The organism is Shewanella sp. MTB7, from assembly GCF_027571385.1.
Lineage (GTDB): Bacteria > Pseudomonadota > Gammaproteobacteria > Enterobacterales > Shewanellaceae > Shewanella.
In genome coordinates this window covers 2,857,044-2,871,764 of the sequence record NZ_CP085636.1, presented here as the reverse complement: position 1 = coordinate 2,871,764, position 14,721 = coordinate 2,857,044, and the positions used below count along the sequence as shown (strand labels likewise).

The window sequence follows — 14,721 nt, the reverse complement described above, 5'->3', positions numbered from 1 at the left end:
GGCGGATACTACCATAGCCCCCCAAAACTAACAAACCATTTAATGTATATCTCGGCATAGATCATTTACCAAGTTCGCACTGGCCCTGTATCAACATGGATAAAGCCTGAACGCGGGTAATATCCAACACCGCCAAGTTTAAGTTCTATCGCAGCTTCACGGAGATAACTTAACTTAACATCTGGAATAGCAATGTCCATTGCCATTCCTTTCATATGGTAACTTTTCTTAGCTACAGCACTACTTTTTGATGCCAACATAGCATTAGTTTTTGGCGATCGGTATCCAGATATAACATTAAAATCATACTCAACATTTAACGTCTCTTTGAGCTTAAATAAAAGATCATATAAACGAATGTCCATAGGAGCAGACTCGTTACGTCGGTGGTCTCTTAATGTATGACTAAATTCAGATAAAATATTCTCTTGGTAGCGCCCATCAATCCAATAGCTTCCATGTCCACGCTCACCAGTATGAATATTTTTAAAACCCAGATTTCTAATCCCTTTTGTTGAACGGCTCGCCTGAACCTTTGATGGGATAACTGAACACATTGCAATACCACTAAGGCCTAACAACAACTGCCTACGGGCGGGACAAACTAAAGACACTCGATCACCACTGACTAATAATTAACCATATTTTCGATAAAATATACGTTATTCAGAGTAAAATCAAGTTAACATTTATAAGGGAATACACTGTTTTAATGGGCACCAAAAACTACTCTTGTAATGAAACAAGATTAAGCATTGAATTCTGGTGATAAATGTCATTTCTAAATTGAGCCAAGCCCCTCTCGTCCACCCAAGCTGTCCAATATACTAAATGAACGGCTAAAGCGTTATCGAAGGAAAACCACTGGGTCTTATCTCTATATGTTTGTAGATCGACCCAAGTTTGCTTATCTTTAACTAAATTGGATGCCAGCCAATTTGCTAAAGACTCTACTTTTTCGACTCGAATACAACCAGAAGAAAGTGCTCTATTGGTTTTTTCAAATAACGCTTTATCATAGGTATCATGAAGATAAACATTGTACTCATTTTCAAAGTAAAATTTATAACGCCCTAATGTATTATCCGCTCCTGGCTTTTGTACCAGCCGATATGGAAACCGCCCTCCAGCCAGATCTTGCCACTCCTCTGCCGTTTTAACTACTTGAGTTCCCGCGGAGTTATAAACATCAAAATTATGTTCGTTGATATAAGCACCATCTTGGCGCACTTTTGGTAGAAGATCGCGCCTTAACAGATTCCTAGGGACTCGCCAGCTTGGATTAAGAATCATATTAGATATCTTGCTACTCAATCTTGGCGTTTGTCGATACGGTTTACCTACGATGACTCTGGACTCGAGTTGTACCTCACCTTTATCAACTAAAACCATTTCAAACGCAGGGATGTTGACTAATAGAAAGCGGGAACCAATCGTTGCCAGGTAACTGGATTTACTTATAAAGTTATCCGCTAGAACATGCGCCCTATTTTCAGGAGTGAGATTTAACCACCTTAACGTTTCAGGTCCAATTACTCCATCCTGCTTCAAGCCATGACGATGTTGAAACCCTTGCACAGCGCTAACAATGTCTTCTGTCATAACACGACTTTCAGGCTCTAGAACGATTAAATCGCCTAGTAACGTTAACCGACGGCGAATTTCAGGTATCGCGGAATGACTATCCCCCTCTTTAAGCCAAGCGTTCAACACAATGATTTTCCAACTGTTATGTTCATTTATCCAGAGCAAATATCTAATCCGATTACTGGTAGGGAGGTAATCCTTAGAGCTAGGTTCGATTGAAAATGCATTTAGATATAGATCATTAGTCATTCCCCCACCTTGAATCGGAACATTCTCAGAACGCCAGAATTGAGCAAGATCTTTTTGAATATTATCGACGATGGCTAAATGTTCATCTCTGGAGCCGTGGGACAGAATATGCTTGTACTCAGTAAAACGTTCCGAAGGTTGGATTAAATTCACTAATTGAACTTGATATTGAAGAGAGTTGATTGCAGCGTCAATTCTGTCTATTGCTGACGCAGAGGCAAGGTAGAAAAAGGATAGGGAAATAGCAAAAATTCTCCTAATAAACTTTCCCTGATCCATAACACCACCTCCTATTATCGCAATTGAACTAGAGATAATGAGAGACAATATTATCTAATCAAATGCTGAAACTAAGCAAAGTTTACCCCTTAGATCTCAATAATGCCAAAAGTGTATTTTAGTCAATGCCGTAACATCTCTGCCTCAACCAGCGGTGTCAGTCATACTTCAATGAGTCATAAACTGTAAACAAGTTGATATTTCAAATGCTTGGTAAAACTTCAATTAAGTGAATACCTTCACATAACGTCTAGCGACCGTACATTTCCGAGCCAAACGTTATAATAGAGGCGGAGTGATCTTATTACTGCACGAGGGGGTTAAAGTATGCTTTCTAAATGATCAACAGACAAAAAAGCCCCGATTTTCGTCGAGGCTTTTTTGCTCATCTCTAAGAGAATGATGGTACCCGAGGCCGGACTTGAACCGGCACGCTTATTCAGCGAGGGATTTTAAATCCCTTGTGTCTACCGATTCCACCACTCGGGCAAACTCGTTGACTCTGACGATACGTATTATCGGTAGTTAATACTGTATGACTCTTGTTTAAAAAGCCAAACTCATCATAATCTAAATATGGAGGCGCGACCCGGAGTCGAACCGAGATAGGCGGATTTGCAATCCGCAGCATAGCCATTCTGCCATCGCGCCAAAATTCATTTTCACATCTTAAAGCACTTGTTAATCATTGCCACTCTAAGAAAGTGAGGATACTTTAACTGATTTAAAAAATGAGTCAACATTATATTTTATCTTTTTATTCAAGTGGTTAAAAAGCAATCCCCAACGTTTATTTTGTCTTCACTATGTCTGCATGTTGAGCAAAAGCCCTAGATGACTCTGCTTATCAACTACCATATCAACTGCATAATATTGTTTTATATCAATACTACTTAGTATTATTAAGCCAAGTTCGCTTTGGAAGTTATCAGAGCCTTACTCATGATAAATTGATTCTGAGTGGAATAATTTGCTGATAAATACCAGATACAAAAAAGCCCCGACTTTCGTCGAGGCTTTCGTGCTCATCTCTAAGAGAATGATGGTACCCGAGGCCGGACTTGAACCGGCACGCTTATTCAGCGAGGGATTTTAAATCCCTTGTGTCTACCGATTCCACCACTCGGGCAAACTCGTTGACTCTGACGATACGTATTATCGGTAGTTAATACTGTATGACTCTTGTTTAAAAAGCCAAACTCATCATAATCTAAATATGGAGGCGCGACCCGGAGTCGAACCGAGATAGGCGGATTTGCAATCCGCAGCATAGCCATTCTGCCATCGCGCCATTGTTATCTTTTACATCATTTTGTGCGAACTTTCTCTAATAGAGAATGGGTTCGAACCGGCTCTTGATTTAAACGAGAAGCTATACCTTGGTAAAAAGAAGGTATTAACTCTATCAATAAACAACTGAGCTAAGTCACATTTTAAATAATTTGGAGCGACATATCGGGTTCGAACCGATGACCTATACCTTGGCAAGGTATCGCTCTACCAACTGAGCTAATGTCGCATCTTACTTATCAACATTATCTATAATCATCAATAAAGGTATCTTCTTTCCCCCTTATCAACTGAGCTAATGTCGCTTTAATCTTATCTACACATCAAGTTCTACTTAAGAAGCTTTCCCCTGACTGCGGAATGGCATTCTACCGATTTAGCGCCAAGAGTCAATTGCATATTTCACAATAAATGACTGCTTGGACACTAAACAATCTTATTGCATTTTAATTATTCGAATCAGCAGTCAAATCACTCCAGGCAGCCATGATATAGTTCATCATTGACCAGAACGTCAATACCGCGGCGACATAAAATAGTGCGTAAGCTGCATAGGTGATAATGTCATTCGGTTGCCAAATTAAGCCTGTTACCGCTGTCATCTGTGCTGCTGTTTTATATTTACCAATCCATGATACTGCAACAGAGCCTCGCTTACCGATTTCAGCCATCCATTCTCTTAATGCGGAAATAACAATTTCTCTGCCAATCATAAATAACGCAGGGAGAGTCATCCAAATACTATTGTATTCTGCAACAAGAAGAACCAAAGCTGTTGTTACCATAATCTTATCAGCAACAGGATCGAGAAAAGCACCAAATCGTGTCGACTGCTTTAATTTTCTTGCTGCGTAACCATCAAGAGCATCAGTCACTGCTGCTAGCCAGAATACAAATGCGGCTGCAAATGGCGACCAAGTATAAGGCAGGTAAAAAATAACAACAAACACAGGTAATAAAAACAACCTGAACAAAGTTAACGCGATAGGTATATTAAACGGCATGTAGAGGACCATAATTTTAAAAGCAGCGCCAATCTTGCCTTAATTTTATGAGCCTCGCAATGAATCATGTATTTGTTTCGGCGAAAACAATATTCATACACAATTCAGCACCTTATTTTTAAACTGTCGGTAACTTTTAAAATTATGTACACAGTTTGGTACAAGATTCTTAAAGTCCCTCTTTCGGATGCGGTGGCCCAACGTAGTGGTAAGTCTACATTAAAGTCGAGGTCGAACAAAAGCAAACTTAGGCGAAACAGCTTTAAAAGTACCCATATAAAACAAAAGTCTCTACTTGTGGGGAAATAGCATACATCTATTGTTCTAACCTTTGCTGCCAAATGGTACTGACAAGATTATCCATAGCTCTACGACGACAATTTTCAGTTCATTAAGTCACCGATCACGCTTCTAAATGGCTTCTTTCGCTGCTTTCTAGAGAATCAATATCACTCTCTACTTGCTGAACATTAATGTAAGTTTGAATACCTACATTATGACTATCTTCAAGCGCACTATTAAAATGGCTCAGTGGGGGTTTCTATGGAATTGATCCGCAGCGTTGCAGCATTCATTAAACTGGCTTTTTTCTTTCCGCTTTGCTGGGTTTTAGGTGGGACGTTTGCTCTGGTTTTACTGAAGCAATTAGGCGCCGAATATCCTTGGCCTTATGTAGGTTACTTTGTGGTGGGAATTGGCGGGACTGTTTGGTTTGCAAAATCCTAGTATCAGTTTTTACATTAAAGTTGAAAGGAACAATGAGGTAACGCCTCTCATTACAACTCCTGGAGGCCTAGCTCGTTTCTTTTCTTAGAGAATCGTAGTGTCAGTTCTATTTTTTTATCCTCAATCAACTGTATTCTACGTTCCTTTTCTAAAGAAGATAATCGACTGGCCTCAATACTTCCTTTTTGTTTATTAAGATTTCGTAGTGACTTTTCGATATTTGATGCAAATTTCTGCAGTTCCAAAGACAACTTATATTCACGCTTAAATTCAACCTTATCTTTACCATGCAAAGAGAGGTAATCAGCCTTAACTTTAGCGAGGGTATCCTTGGCGGTGTAAAATTCTCCTATTGCGGCTTTGGGGTTTAGGCGTTTATAGAAACGCCTAGCAAAGGGAATGTCTCTAGACTCAATTTCTTTCCCCTCCATCGCTTTAACAGCTAGGTTTTGCCAGCGCAAACCAAACTGCAATACCCCACCACCCATAAACTTAGCTAAATGCTCTATAGATTGCGGGGTAAAATCAGCCATGCCGGATCTAAACTTAGAACCGCCTGTCACTTCATTAAGCCAGATTGTTAACTCTTTAGTCCATTCCCAGGTGTAGTTAGTGCCCAAGTGTGAATCTGATTTTTTGGCACCAAAGCCATGTTGCTCAGGATAGATATTCCCACCAAAGAAATTCTTGTTGCGATCAACCTCGACAAAAGGCGTAGCAACAGTAGGCGTAAAGCCGATTGGCGAGAATGTGCCTGCAGCGGATAGCACTAAGCCTGTCGCTAACTTACCGATTGACTTACCTTGTATTACACCATCTATACTATGTCCGATATTCGCAAACAGGTTGTAGCCATACGGCATAGGGATAGCCACATAGTCCATACCACCGAGCATTATTACAAAATTGGTCGCCTTAACGTGATCTGGTACTTTGTCATAGAAAGGAGTGCCATCTTCATCATCGCCGCCTATCTCACGCATTAAGTTAGCCATAACCACAGTGGTTCCTATGGTTCCAATAGCCATTTTCTGCGATAAGTTATAAAACTGTGGATCCCATAACGATTTACTACGGTCTTTTGGCGTCGCTACCGCTCTTAGCATATTGGCCGTACCTTGTACGCTGGCATTAGCAAACATGAACAGTGCATTAACTGTATTACTCACCTCTCCTTTTCTATTAAAATTAATGGTCAGGTTTTTAGCTAAACTGCTGGCTTGCTTTACACTTATACCCTGCTCTCTCGCATGATAATAAACGCTAAACCGAGTCGCGTTTTCCACAACATCGTTATAGTCGCTAACAAAATCAGCGACCTGTTTCCCCATCCGGCGCACCTTTCCTTGCTTGGTATTGCTCGCTCTGGATATTGTCCCTTTAAGCTCATTTGCCAGCCCCTGAATGTCCTTTTGGTTCACCCAACCAGTCTTAGCCCCAGACTCGAGAAACTCTTTTAAATAACGACCCCACTTAGGATTGCTAAATCTCGCTGAACCATCAAACTTATTATTTCTAAAACCTTGTCGAAGCACAGCCATAGCGCGAGGTGTCGACTTTATCATCTTAAGAGCCAGCTTCTCCGTATTCAGCGCCTTACCATCATTAACCTGAGTCTCAGCCACTACATTGTAGATTGCGGCCTGAATATCCCGAGCAAAGTTAGTTGCCATAAATTCAGGATTCCATGTGGTCACTAACGCGGACAAAGTACGAGTGGCAACGCCGAGAGTACGTGTCAGCAAGTTAGATTGATCGACTCCCAAGTTACCCATCGCTTGCAGTAAAAGTGGATCTTTGAGTTTAATAAAGTGCTCTACGCCATCCACTTTAGTAGTGAAGTATTTGTCTTTAGCGTTACCCATCTCAAAGGCGGTCATCTTGACTTGCCCAATAACTTTCTCGCCGTCCTGGCTAACTTCACCACGCCGATAATCAGGATCATTAGCAGTATATATCTGCCATAGTTCGGGATCTGGGTTGGATTCAACGAGCCTCAAGAAGGTTTGTCCAACTTCATTCTTACGCGCACGGATCACGGCTTGAGTTGTATCTTCAATAGTATGTAGAAGTGGTGATTCAGCTAAAGATCGACGTCCCATCGCTTTAATGGTTTCTCTGCCTCTAATATTAAACCCTTTACCGGTACCAAATTTCTTACTTTTGCTAGTATGAGTTCCATCTTCAGCAGCGTAGCCTTTTAGTGGTACGTAATATTGATATTGAGATTTCCAAGTATCAATCGCATCTTGTTGCTCTAAACCGAAATTAACTATATTAACCCGACTTTTTTCGAGCATGGAATAGACCTCATTGGCGACTGACTCTAATGCCAAACGTTTACTTTCCAACACCGCTTTATCTAGAATGGCTTGCGCCTGATCGTTATTCATACCTGAGCCTGCCCCGCCTAACTCAGGATTAATGGTATCAATATACGCATTACGCTCTTTGGCATGCTTAGCGATAAGATAGAGATCAACTTCATCTTGGCTTAGCGAATGCTCTGCCATGGTTTTGGCTATTTTGTCAGTATGCTCGAGTTCAAGTTTTCGCAAATCCTCACCGATCTTACCGTGAAAGGCTTCTTCGGCCATATACGCATTATTGCTATCGTTCACATCTAAATCTCGCTGAGCCAGTTTTAGCCGGTAGAACTTATCTTGCACATTACGAATAAAGTAAGCTTTTAGGTTTTCATCTGGTAAAGAATGTCCAGCACTCTCCCTTCGGTGCATAGTCTGATTATTACTATCGATAGGGCCACCTCGGTCACCACTGCGGATCTGCTTGGCAATCGTCGCGGCTAAACGGTGGAGTTCTTGAGATGATGATGGGTATTTATTGAGACCAACTTTTCGCAAGGAGCCTTTTAACCAAGCAATTATAGTGTCATAAAGGCGCTGCAAGCCATTTCGATAATTTTCAACGGTGTGTGCAAACACCTCTTCTGCTTGCTGGTTAATATCTAGTTTTGAATAGTAGCTATCGGCTTTTATTTTATCCCATTGAACCTTTAATGTCGGTTCACTTTGTGCGTCTATGATTTTGTCGAGAATGGCCTTTTTATCAATTTGACTAAACGTTGCCAAACCGTAATGTCCAAGGATTTCGTGTCGCAGGGTTTCTCTTGCGTCTGCCGAAGAATGCAAGTTGCCTGAGACAAGTCCAAGAACGGATTTTCCTTTTCCATTATACGAGCCTTTGATCCGTCCGTATTTTTCAATCGTTGCTTCTGGTCCATACAATTCCTCTTGAGTCTGACGAACCTTAAATTCCAACTTTATATTACCATTGTAAGAGTCTACAAATTCTTGTGCAATCGCCTTAGCTTCGCTGAGAGGGATCCCTTTAGGTTTAAGTTTACCTTTATTGAAAACCGTACTGGCGTCTTTACGGAAAAGCGCGACACCTTTATCTGTTTCTTTGGTTTTCAAGGTATCAAACAAACCATCATATGCCTTGTTAACCACGTCCATTTCAACCGCTAAAGGATAAGGGTAATCTGACATTTCATCCATGGCTGCTGTTGATGACTCATTAACGATATTAGCCAGGTAATCACTTTCATACCCTTGCTGCGCTAACTTACCGATCACGTAACGTTCAAAGGATCTGGCCGTCATTTCAACCACCGTTCCCCAGTAGTTTTTTGCTCTGAACTTATCTCTTTGAGCCGAACGATTAACAAGATCTGTTTCTTTTTTAATGGTTGATGTCACACGCTTAAAAGCATCAAAAACTTCAGGTCTTACACCAAAATCATCACTGCTAGAACGCTGATACCTACCTTCTTTCAGTAGACCTGCCTGACGAGAACTATCAGTTAAATATAAACTGCTCTGCTCACCTACGCTTTCGTTGTCCATCTTTGCAAAATAGTTATCTAGTGCGTGAAACCACTCATGAGCCAAGCTTCCTGAGCCTTGTTTCTTCGTCAGGTTTATCACAACAGAATTAGGTTCATAATGTGCAGCAGCAGAATTCTTTCCCCCTTTTCCTCTCGCCCCAAATGCCAATCCAAGCTGGCCGTTGAGTGATAATGCCTTTGGTGGCACATTTATCACCGATGCAAGATCCATTAGTCCATCGAAGGCATAATTTAAGTCATTTTGGCGCTTTCCCCCTTCAACCCAATTCCCAAACTGGACACCACGAAAACCGAAAGTATTGCTAAATAAATCAGGTGTCGCGTCTTTTCCTTTACGGTGTTCCTCTCCAACTCTAGGGTTATTATCGGGTCGCCTCATGGCCCCAACCTGTCTCTTTTGCTTTAGTAACTCAACCAACTCAACATTGTTATCAACTCGATAAGCGCGAGCCTCACTCCCTTTATCAAAACGTTTTAGTTCAATGTATTTATTTGCCGCTAATTTCTTGCCAAGAAATACCACACCAGACTTGCCTCGCTCAGTCCAAATATCAAACTTTGCCAGTTTTTTATCATTAACCGTCGACGTGTCAGTTACTTGCTCTTTGATGAAGGTAAGCGCTTCTTGTTTAGTATCGAAGTGAGCTTGGTTACCCATTCCTCCCAATCCACCACCCTGCTTGGTATTAGTCACAACCCATTTATCCACGTCCTTTTCACCATGAAATAGTGAGTAATGTGCTTCATTGAGCTTATAGTTACCGAGTGACTTGATGCTGCTCGCAGGAATATCTTTAGCTATAGCGATGACATCAGGCAGGTGCTTAATATACTGACGACCGTACACGTTCTGATCATGCGCCCACATTTTCTTTGCCACATCATCCACGCTATGCTCTCCAGACAAGAGCTTTACTGAAAATGCGCGGGAACTATCAACCTGACTAGCCCAGCCACCTTTACCGTACTTCTTAGGCTTAGTTTTGATTTCACCTCGTAACTGAGCAACCAGTGCCAACGCAACAGGATCCGCCCCTTCATCAGTCAACTTTTGATAATCTGGTTGTGGGAATGACTTACTTAGTGGTGCTGTCTCTGTGTCTACTTCAGCTCCCAATGATTCATTAAAAGAATAAGTGTGCTTAGCAGCTCCAAGAAGCACTTCTCCAAAATCTTCAATTTTTGCAGACTTTGGCGCAACCGGTGTACTGCTCCTCTCATTATCGGTTTCAATAACAGCTGCAGTATTACTTTCCTCATTAATCATCAACGTTTCATCAGCTTCTACCTTCACCTCTTCTTTGGGAGCCAGATTTATTGGTACCTTATATACAAAAGGTTTTTTAGTGGCTTGAGTCTTAACCCATTGCTTAAACTCATCCACGGGCATTTTTGTAATAGCGCCGATCCCTTTCCAACCATCAGCATAATTGGACAAGTAACCGTCCTTAGCTTCTAACTCTGACTCGAAACCGATCATCACCTTATGTTCATCAAACTTGCCTGATTTAGGTTCTATTTGGTCGACAATATACACACTATCTACCTGGGGACTGTCACCAATGAACACATCAACATGGTCGCCATCAGCGCCTTCGGTCCCCTTGATATACCCATAATGTTGCTTCATGGTGACAGACCAATCCTTACCGTCACTATCGACACCGGAACGCTGGGAACCCTTAGGGTTTTCTATGGAAACAGCCATACCGTTAACTTTTACATGGCCCATCTTATAGTTACCGGCTTCTTTCTGCGCTTGGCTTGGCTCAGGTAAGTTATTCTCTGGCGATAGGGCAGCCTGATTGCTAGCTTCGTCGATTTGCTTAGCTTCAGAATCAAGAACGCCCTCCGTAGAGGGCGTTGGTGTTAAGGGAAGTTGCAGTTGCTTAATGGGATCATCAATGACCGGAGGAGACTTATTAGCTGAAGCATCAACAGCGTTTTCGCCTTCTACACTGTCCTTTAAAGTAATGGGCTCTACGTTAGCTTCAGCGACATCATCAAACGGATCAACAATACGACCTTCATTCATCTGGGTTTGAATAAGCTGTTCAGCGCTGAGTGCACCTTCTCCAGCTAATGCTTGTTGCGCTGCACCAATACCAGCATCGATACGTTGTTGGTTTAACCTCTCATGCATTTCAGCACGACGACTGGCGACATCTTGGGCGATGGGTGCAAATATCTCATGCTCTATGCCAAACTCGACTTTCATCGTTCTCCCTGCAGCTGCGGCAGACTCGGCCTCACTTAACCCTTGCTTTATACCAGACTCAATCATCTGATTGCGCACTTGTTCTATAGCATCATCTTGCATCACACCTTGTTCAACCAAAGCCTGAATACCATTTTTCGCTACATCGCTGGATTTTTTCTGCCATGCCATAACACGCTGTGCACCTTCACTTGAGGTGCGGATGATCCCGCCTACGGTAAGGCCACCAATAAAGGCTTCATCCAAACTGTGTATTTCATCGAGTGACGCCCCCGCCCCCCATTGCGCCAATGCTTCTTGGCCAGCTTCAGTCGCTCCTTCCCATAAAGCGCCCTTCAATATTTGACGACCAAACAAAGCTGCTGTTTTGGGATCTTTAGCGGCCTTAACTAACCCTCCCTGACCTATTTTTTTAGCTGTTGCTAACACGCCATTTTTGAGTACATCACGGCCAACTTGTCCTAAAGCCCCCTTAATACCAAGACGCTCCAAAACCATTTGACCAACACCCGAGGCGACTGCCCTTACGGCATTTTTATCATCTGTGGGCTGCCCGTCGTATGCCTCTTCGGATAAGCCACCGGCCAATGTTCCCGCACCTATAGGAGTTACAGCTGCAGCCATATACGGCACGGATCCCGCAATCAGTTCACCTGCGTAACTTCCAAAATCATCCAATGAGTCGATATCTTTGTAGGATTTTACTGTTGGCTGATATGTACTCGCTTCGGCTATATTTTCTTCTACACCAGACTGAGCCCATTTAGATAAACTGCCATCTTGGCCAATCGTGCGACCAATAATGTTAGTCTGCTCCGCCTTTTCCGCACCCACATCGGTAAAGCCTTTTACGGCTCGATAACCAAGTTCCTGAACTTTATCTACGCCAGCGCCAAAAGCTGCGGTCACACCTCCATTACTTTCTACTTCAGCTTCTTCAAAAGGATCAATATATTCAAATTCTTCCTCACTAAACGGATCAATCAATTTACTTGGCATTAGTGATATGTCCCCTGTCCATGGCGACTTTCATCGCTTGCTCTTTCGTCATCCCTTCGTTGGCTTGCATGAACTTCTCAACGACATCGTCAACCGATAGACCATCAACACCGCTTTGAAACTCGCTTCCGCCTCCGCCTTCTGGACTCTCGATACCAAAGGATTGATCAAGATCCTGCGACCGCTGTTCATATGTAGCTTGAACCCTCTTGATGGCATCTAAGCGATCTTCTTCCATCATGCCCGAATCACTTTCTATCTTGGCAATAGCATTGGTTTTATCACGGGCGATCATGGCTTGCTCTTTACGGTAGTTAGCTTCGATCTTACTTTGTTGTTTCTGACTTTGACTCTGAACACTTTGCCTACGACCACTAATCGATTGACCCATTTGGTCCCAATACTCTGGCCGTTCTATCATATCGGCCATCATCATCTTGCTTCTTATCGTTGCGATCAGCTCATCCGGCTTCATCTGCAGAACGGGATCATCTTTGTCAGTAGAGCGACCTTGAGTCATAGGTTTAATTTCGCTCTTACCATTGTCATATTGCACCTTAAGAGCGAATGACACGCTACCGTCTTTCTTCGTCGGTACGAAACCTGCGAAACTGACATCTTCAATCGATGCGCCAATCACATGATCGAACTGACCAACCGAAGATGAGAACTTGTCCTTAAATACCTGATCGAATAACTTTATAGTCTCTGGCTCATTCACTTTTGCCATCTGGCCGCTAGTTAACACTGACTCCAACTTCTTGCCCAACAACTTAACTTTTTGCCGAGCTTCGGGGTTAACGAAAGTACGAGGGTCATAACCTGGATTTCGACTAAACATCTCTTTATGCTCAGGTGCTACTTGGCCGTTGGCACGAAAATAATCCCAACCTACACCCATCATCTTCTGATCTTTAGCCCATTGCTGCGAATTCTCACGAGCACTAATCTGCCAGTTTCTATGTGTCTTGGTTTCAGCTGCCGTTTGATTTCGATAATCAACTGTATTTTGATAGCGTTCATTATCGCGTTCATCTAAATCACTTAGTCTCCCCTGGCTATCTTGATACCTTTGCTCATTTCGTTCATCGAGCATCGCCAATCGTTCATTATTATGTTTACGCTGCTGATGACGCTCCATCATATTAAAGCCGCTCATGGCCCCATCTACTAATGCTGAACCCATAACCTTCTCCTAAAGTGAACCAGCAAGAAAACCAACCGCCGCACCGATGGCTGTCCCCCAACCAGGCATAATCATGGTTCCCATCATGGCGCCACTAGCCGCCCCACTCATCTGGGCATTCTTCTTAGTTTGCTTTATCTGCGTATTTTGAGTATCCCGTTTACTTTCCATATCAGCCAAAGTTTTAAGCGAATTTTGAGCCTGAGACTTAGTGCTGTTACCCATGTTCATAATGCTGTAACTCATCTGCCTTTTGCTCCTATGTCTGCCAGTGATTTCGGTGCGCCGCCTTGACCTGTCACGATTTTCTGTTGTAACTCGTCAACAGCACTTCGAGTTTCGTTGTTGATTGAGGCCATGGTCAGCCCCTTAAGAAGTGAATTATTTGTCTCTGATTGAGTGGAATTATCTGCATCTAAACCATAACGCCCTAACCGCATGGACTCATTTTGTTTTGCAAGCGAAAAGGAATTATCGAGATTGGTTTTATTACGGTCCAATTGTTCAGTTAACAGAGTATCGTTTGACGCCATGGCAAGCAGGGAGTTTTGCATGGGCAAATAGCGGGTGCTGTAATCACTCCACTGTTGACGAGTTAGATCCGCTAGGGTGTTTTGGTAGTTTTTCGTAGGTAAGCTGTTATTGTTATCCTCTTCGATACCTTCAATTTCACTAAAGTCTCTCATTTATGCGCCCCTTTCATCTGGGTTTGAATTATTAGCAGGCAATGTGAAATCAGTATTGGTTGTCGGTGCCATGGCATAACTTGCCGCAGCCCCACCAATCGCACCTATTGCTCCCAGAGTGTTATTTTTATTTTGCATAGATAGGTCAGCATCCATAAATGCCTTACGCTGAGAATTCACGGCAATATCATTGAGTGAGGCAACGGCCTCTTGTGCCTCACCTTGTCCCATGGCCATCACGTTACTCATTTTATCGATATGACGTTCTTGGCCAGCTATCTGGGAGCGACTCTTAGCATCAGTCGATACGCTAGCCTCCATATCGGACAGGTTGCTCATTTGTCCCTTGAACTTACCCGAGTTAGGATTCACGCCACTGGCAGCGAGTCGATCAGCACTCATGCCACTGGCCTGAGCAAATGACCGCTGATAACCCAAGTTAGAATCATCACTGATGTTTTGATAATCAGACGTGTCATTACTGCGCTTAGCATCATTTATTACGGTGTTTTCAACCGGGACGATATTCTCTTTGTAATAGTTCCATTGCTCGCCATAGACTTTAGCTAACTCTTTTTCGTACTTAGTCTCTTTAACGGTATCTGACTTGCCCATATTGACCTCTA

At 42.7% G+C, this 14,721-nt stretch carries 9 protein-coding genes and 5 tRNA genes; 1 reads left to right on the top strand and 13 read right to left on the bottom strand.

All coding sequences use genetic code 11. The annotated features are described in order from the left end of the window. Window positions 1-65 precede the first annotated feature (65 nt). From HWQ47_RS12250 to pgsA, 8 genes are all read right to left on the bottom strand, one after another. Window positions 66-614, bottom strand: coding sequence for a DUF882 domain-containing protein (locus tag HWQ47_RS12250; protein WP_269971390.1), 549 nt, complete (start codon window positions 612-614; stop codon window positions 66-68). 112 nt (window positions 615-726) lie between these two features. Beyond that, a complete protein-coding gene (locus HWQ47_RS12245) occupies window positions 727-2,115 on the bottom strand; it encodes a L,D-transpeptidase family protein (protein WP_269971389.1) in 1,389 nt (462 codons plus the stop codon). Between the two features lie 403 nt (window positions 2,116-2,518). Further along, window positions 2,519-2,604: transfer RNA gene (locus tag HWQ47_RS12240), tRNA-Leu, on the bottom strand. Window positions 2,605-2,692: 88 nt separating this feature from the next. Further along, window positions 2,693-2,766: transfer RNA gene (locus HWQ47_RS12235), tRNA-Cys, on the bottom strand. 392 nt (window positions 2,767-3,158) lie between these two features. After that, window positions 3,159-3,244 (bottom strand) — tRNA-Leu (locus tag HWQ47_RS12230). A gap of 88 nt (window positions 3,245-3,332) precedes the next feature. Next, window positions 3,333-3,406, bottom strand: a tRNA-Cys gene (locus tag HWQ47_RS12225). A gap of 152 nt (window positions 3,407-3,558) precedes the next feature. Further along, window positions 3,559-3,634: transfer RNA gene (locus tag HWQ47_RS12220), tRNA-Gly, on the bottom strand. 217 nt (window positions 3,635-3,851) lie between these two features. After that, on the bottom strand, window positions 3,852-4,409 hold the full coding sequence (pgsA, locus tag HWQ47_RS12215; RefSeq protein WP_269971388.1) for a CDP-diacylglycerol--glycerol-3-phosphate 3-phosphatidyltransferase: 558 nt from the start codon (window positions 4,407-4,409) through the stop codon (window positions 3,852-3,854). 543 nt (window positions 4,410-4,952) lie between these two features. On the opposite strand from pgsA, the gene HWQ47_RS12210 reads away from it, so the two are divergent. Next, window positions 4,953-5,135 carry a hypothetical protein gene (locus HWQ47_RS12210; protein ID WP_269971387.1) on the top strand — a complete coding sequence of 61 codons (183 nt, stop codon included), beginning with the start codon at window positions 4,953-4,955 and terminating at the stop codon, window positions 5,133-5,135. Window positions 5,136-5,185: 50 nt separating this feature from the next. Here the strand turns inward: HWQ47_RS12210 and HWQ47_RS12205 are convergent, their stop codons facing one another. Genes HWQ47_RS12205 through HWQ47_RS12185 form a run of 5 tightly spaced genes read right to left on the bottom strand, consistent with a single transcriptional unit; the run spans window position 5,186 to window position 14,710 of the window. Then, on the bottom strand, window positions 5,186-12,223 hold the full coding sequence (locus HWQ47_RS12205) for an LPD38 domain-containing protein (RefSeq protein ID WP_269971386.1): 7,038 nt from the start codon (window positions 12,221-12,223) through the stop codon (window positions 5,186-5,188). Further along, window positions 12,213-13,409 carry a hypothetical protein gene (locus HWQ47_RS12200; protein WP_269971385.1) on the bottom strand — a complete coding sequence of 399 codons (1,197 nt, stop codon included), beginning with the start codon at window positions 13,407-13,409 and terminating at the stop codon, window positions 12,213-12,215. The genes HWQ47_RS12205 and HWQ47_RS12200 overlap by 11 nt, the downstream gene beginning before the upstream one ends. A 9-nt stretch (window positions 13,410-13,418) precedes the next feature. Then, window positions 13,419-13,655 (bottom strand): glycine zipper domain-containing protein, encoded by a 237-nt coding sequence (locus HWQ47_RS12195; RefSeq protein WP_269971384.1) that lies wholly within the window; start codon window positions 13,653-13,655, stop codon window positions 13,419-13,421. Beyond that, complete coding sequence (locus HWQ47_RS12190; protein WP_269971383.1) at window positions 13,652-14,095, bottom strand: hypothetical protein; 444 nt, start codon at window positions 14,093-14,095, stop codon at window positions 13,652-13,654. The genes HWQ47_RS12195 and HWQ47_RS12190 overlap by 4 nt, the downstream gene beginning before the upstream one ends. After that, complete coding sequence (locus HWQ47_RS12185) at window positions 14,096-14,710, bottom strand: hypothetical protein (protein ID WP_269971382.1); 615 nt, start codon at window positions 14,708-14,710, stop codon at window positions 14,096-14,098. Between the last annotated feature and the right edge of the window lie 11 nt (window positions 14,711-14,721).

What these genes read in the sequence shown, in the direction of transcription:
- HWQ47_RS12245 (WP_269971389.1), bottom strand. Translation starts at nt 2,115, where the DNA reads ATGGATCAGGGAAAGTTTATTAGGAGAATTTTTGCTATTTCCCTATCC.
- pgsA (WP_269971388.1), bottom strand. Translation starts at nt 4,409, where the DNA reads ATGCCGTTTAATATACCTATCGCGTTAACTTTGTTCAGGTTGTTTTTA.
- HWQ47_RS12210 (WP_269971387.1), top strand. Translation starts at nt 4,953, where the DNA reads ATGGAATTGATCCGCAGCGTTGCAGCATTCATTAAACTGGCTTTTTTC.
- HWQ47_RS12205 (WP_269971386.1), bottom strand. Translation starts at nt 12,223, where the DNA reads ATGCCAAGTAAATTGATTGATCCGTTTAGTGAGGAAGAATTTGAATAT.
- HWQ47_RS12200 (WP_269971385.1), bottom strand. Translation starts at nt 13,409, where the DNA reads ATGGGTTCAGCATTAGTAGATGGGGCCATGAGCGGCTTTAATATGATG.
- HWQ47_RS12195 (WP_269971384.1), bottom strand. Translation starts at nt 13,655, where the DNA reads ATGAGTTACAGCATTATGAACATGGGTAACAGCACTAAGTCTCAGGCT.
- HWQ47_RS12190 (WP_269971383.1), bottom strand. Translation starts at nt 14,095, where the DNA reads ATGAGAGACTTTAGTGAAATTGAAGGTATCGAAGAGGATAACAATAAC.
- HWQ47_RS12185 (WP_269971382.1), bottom strand. Translation starts at nt 14,710, where the DNA reads ATGGGCAAGTCAGATACCGTTAAAGAGACTAAGTACGAAAAAGAGTTA.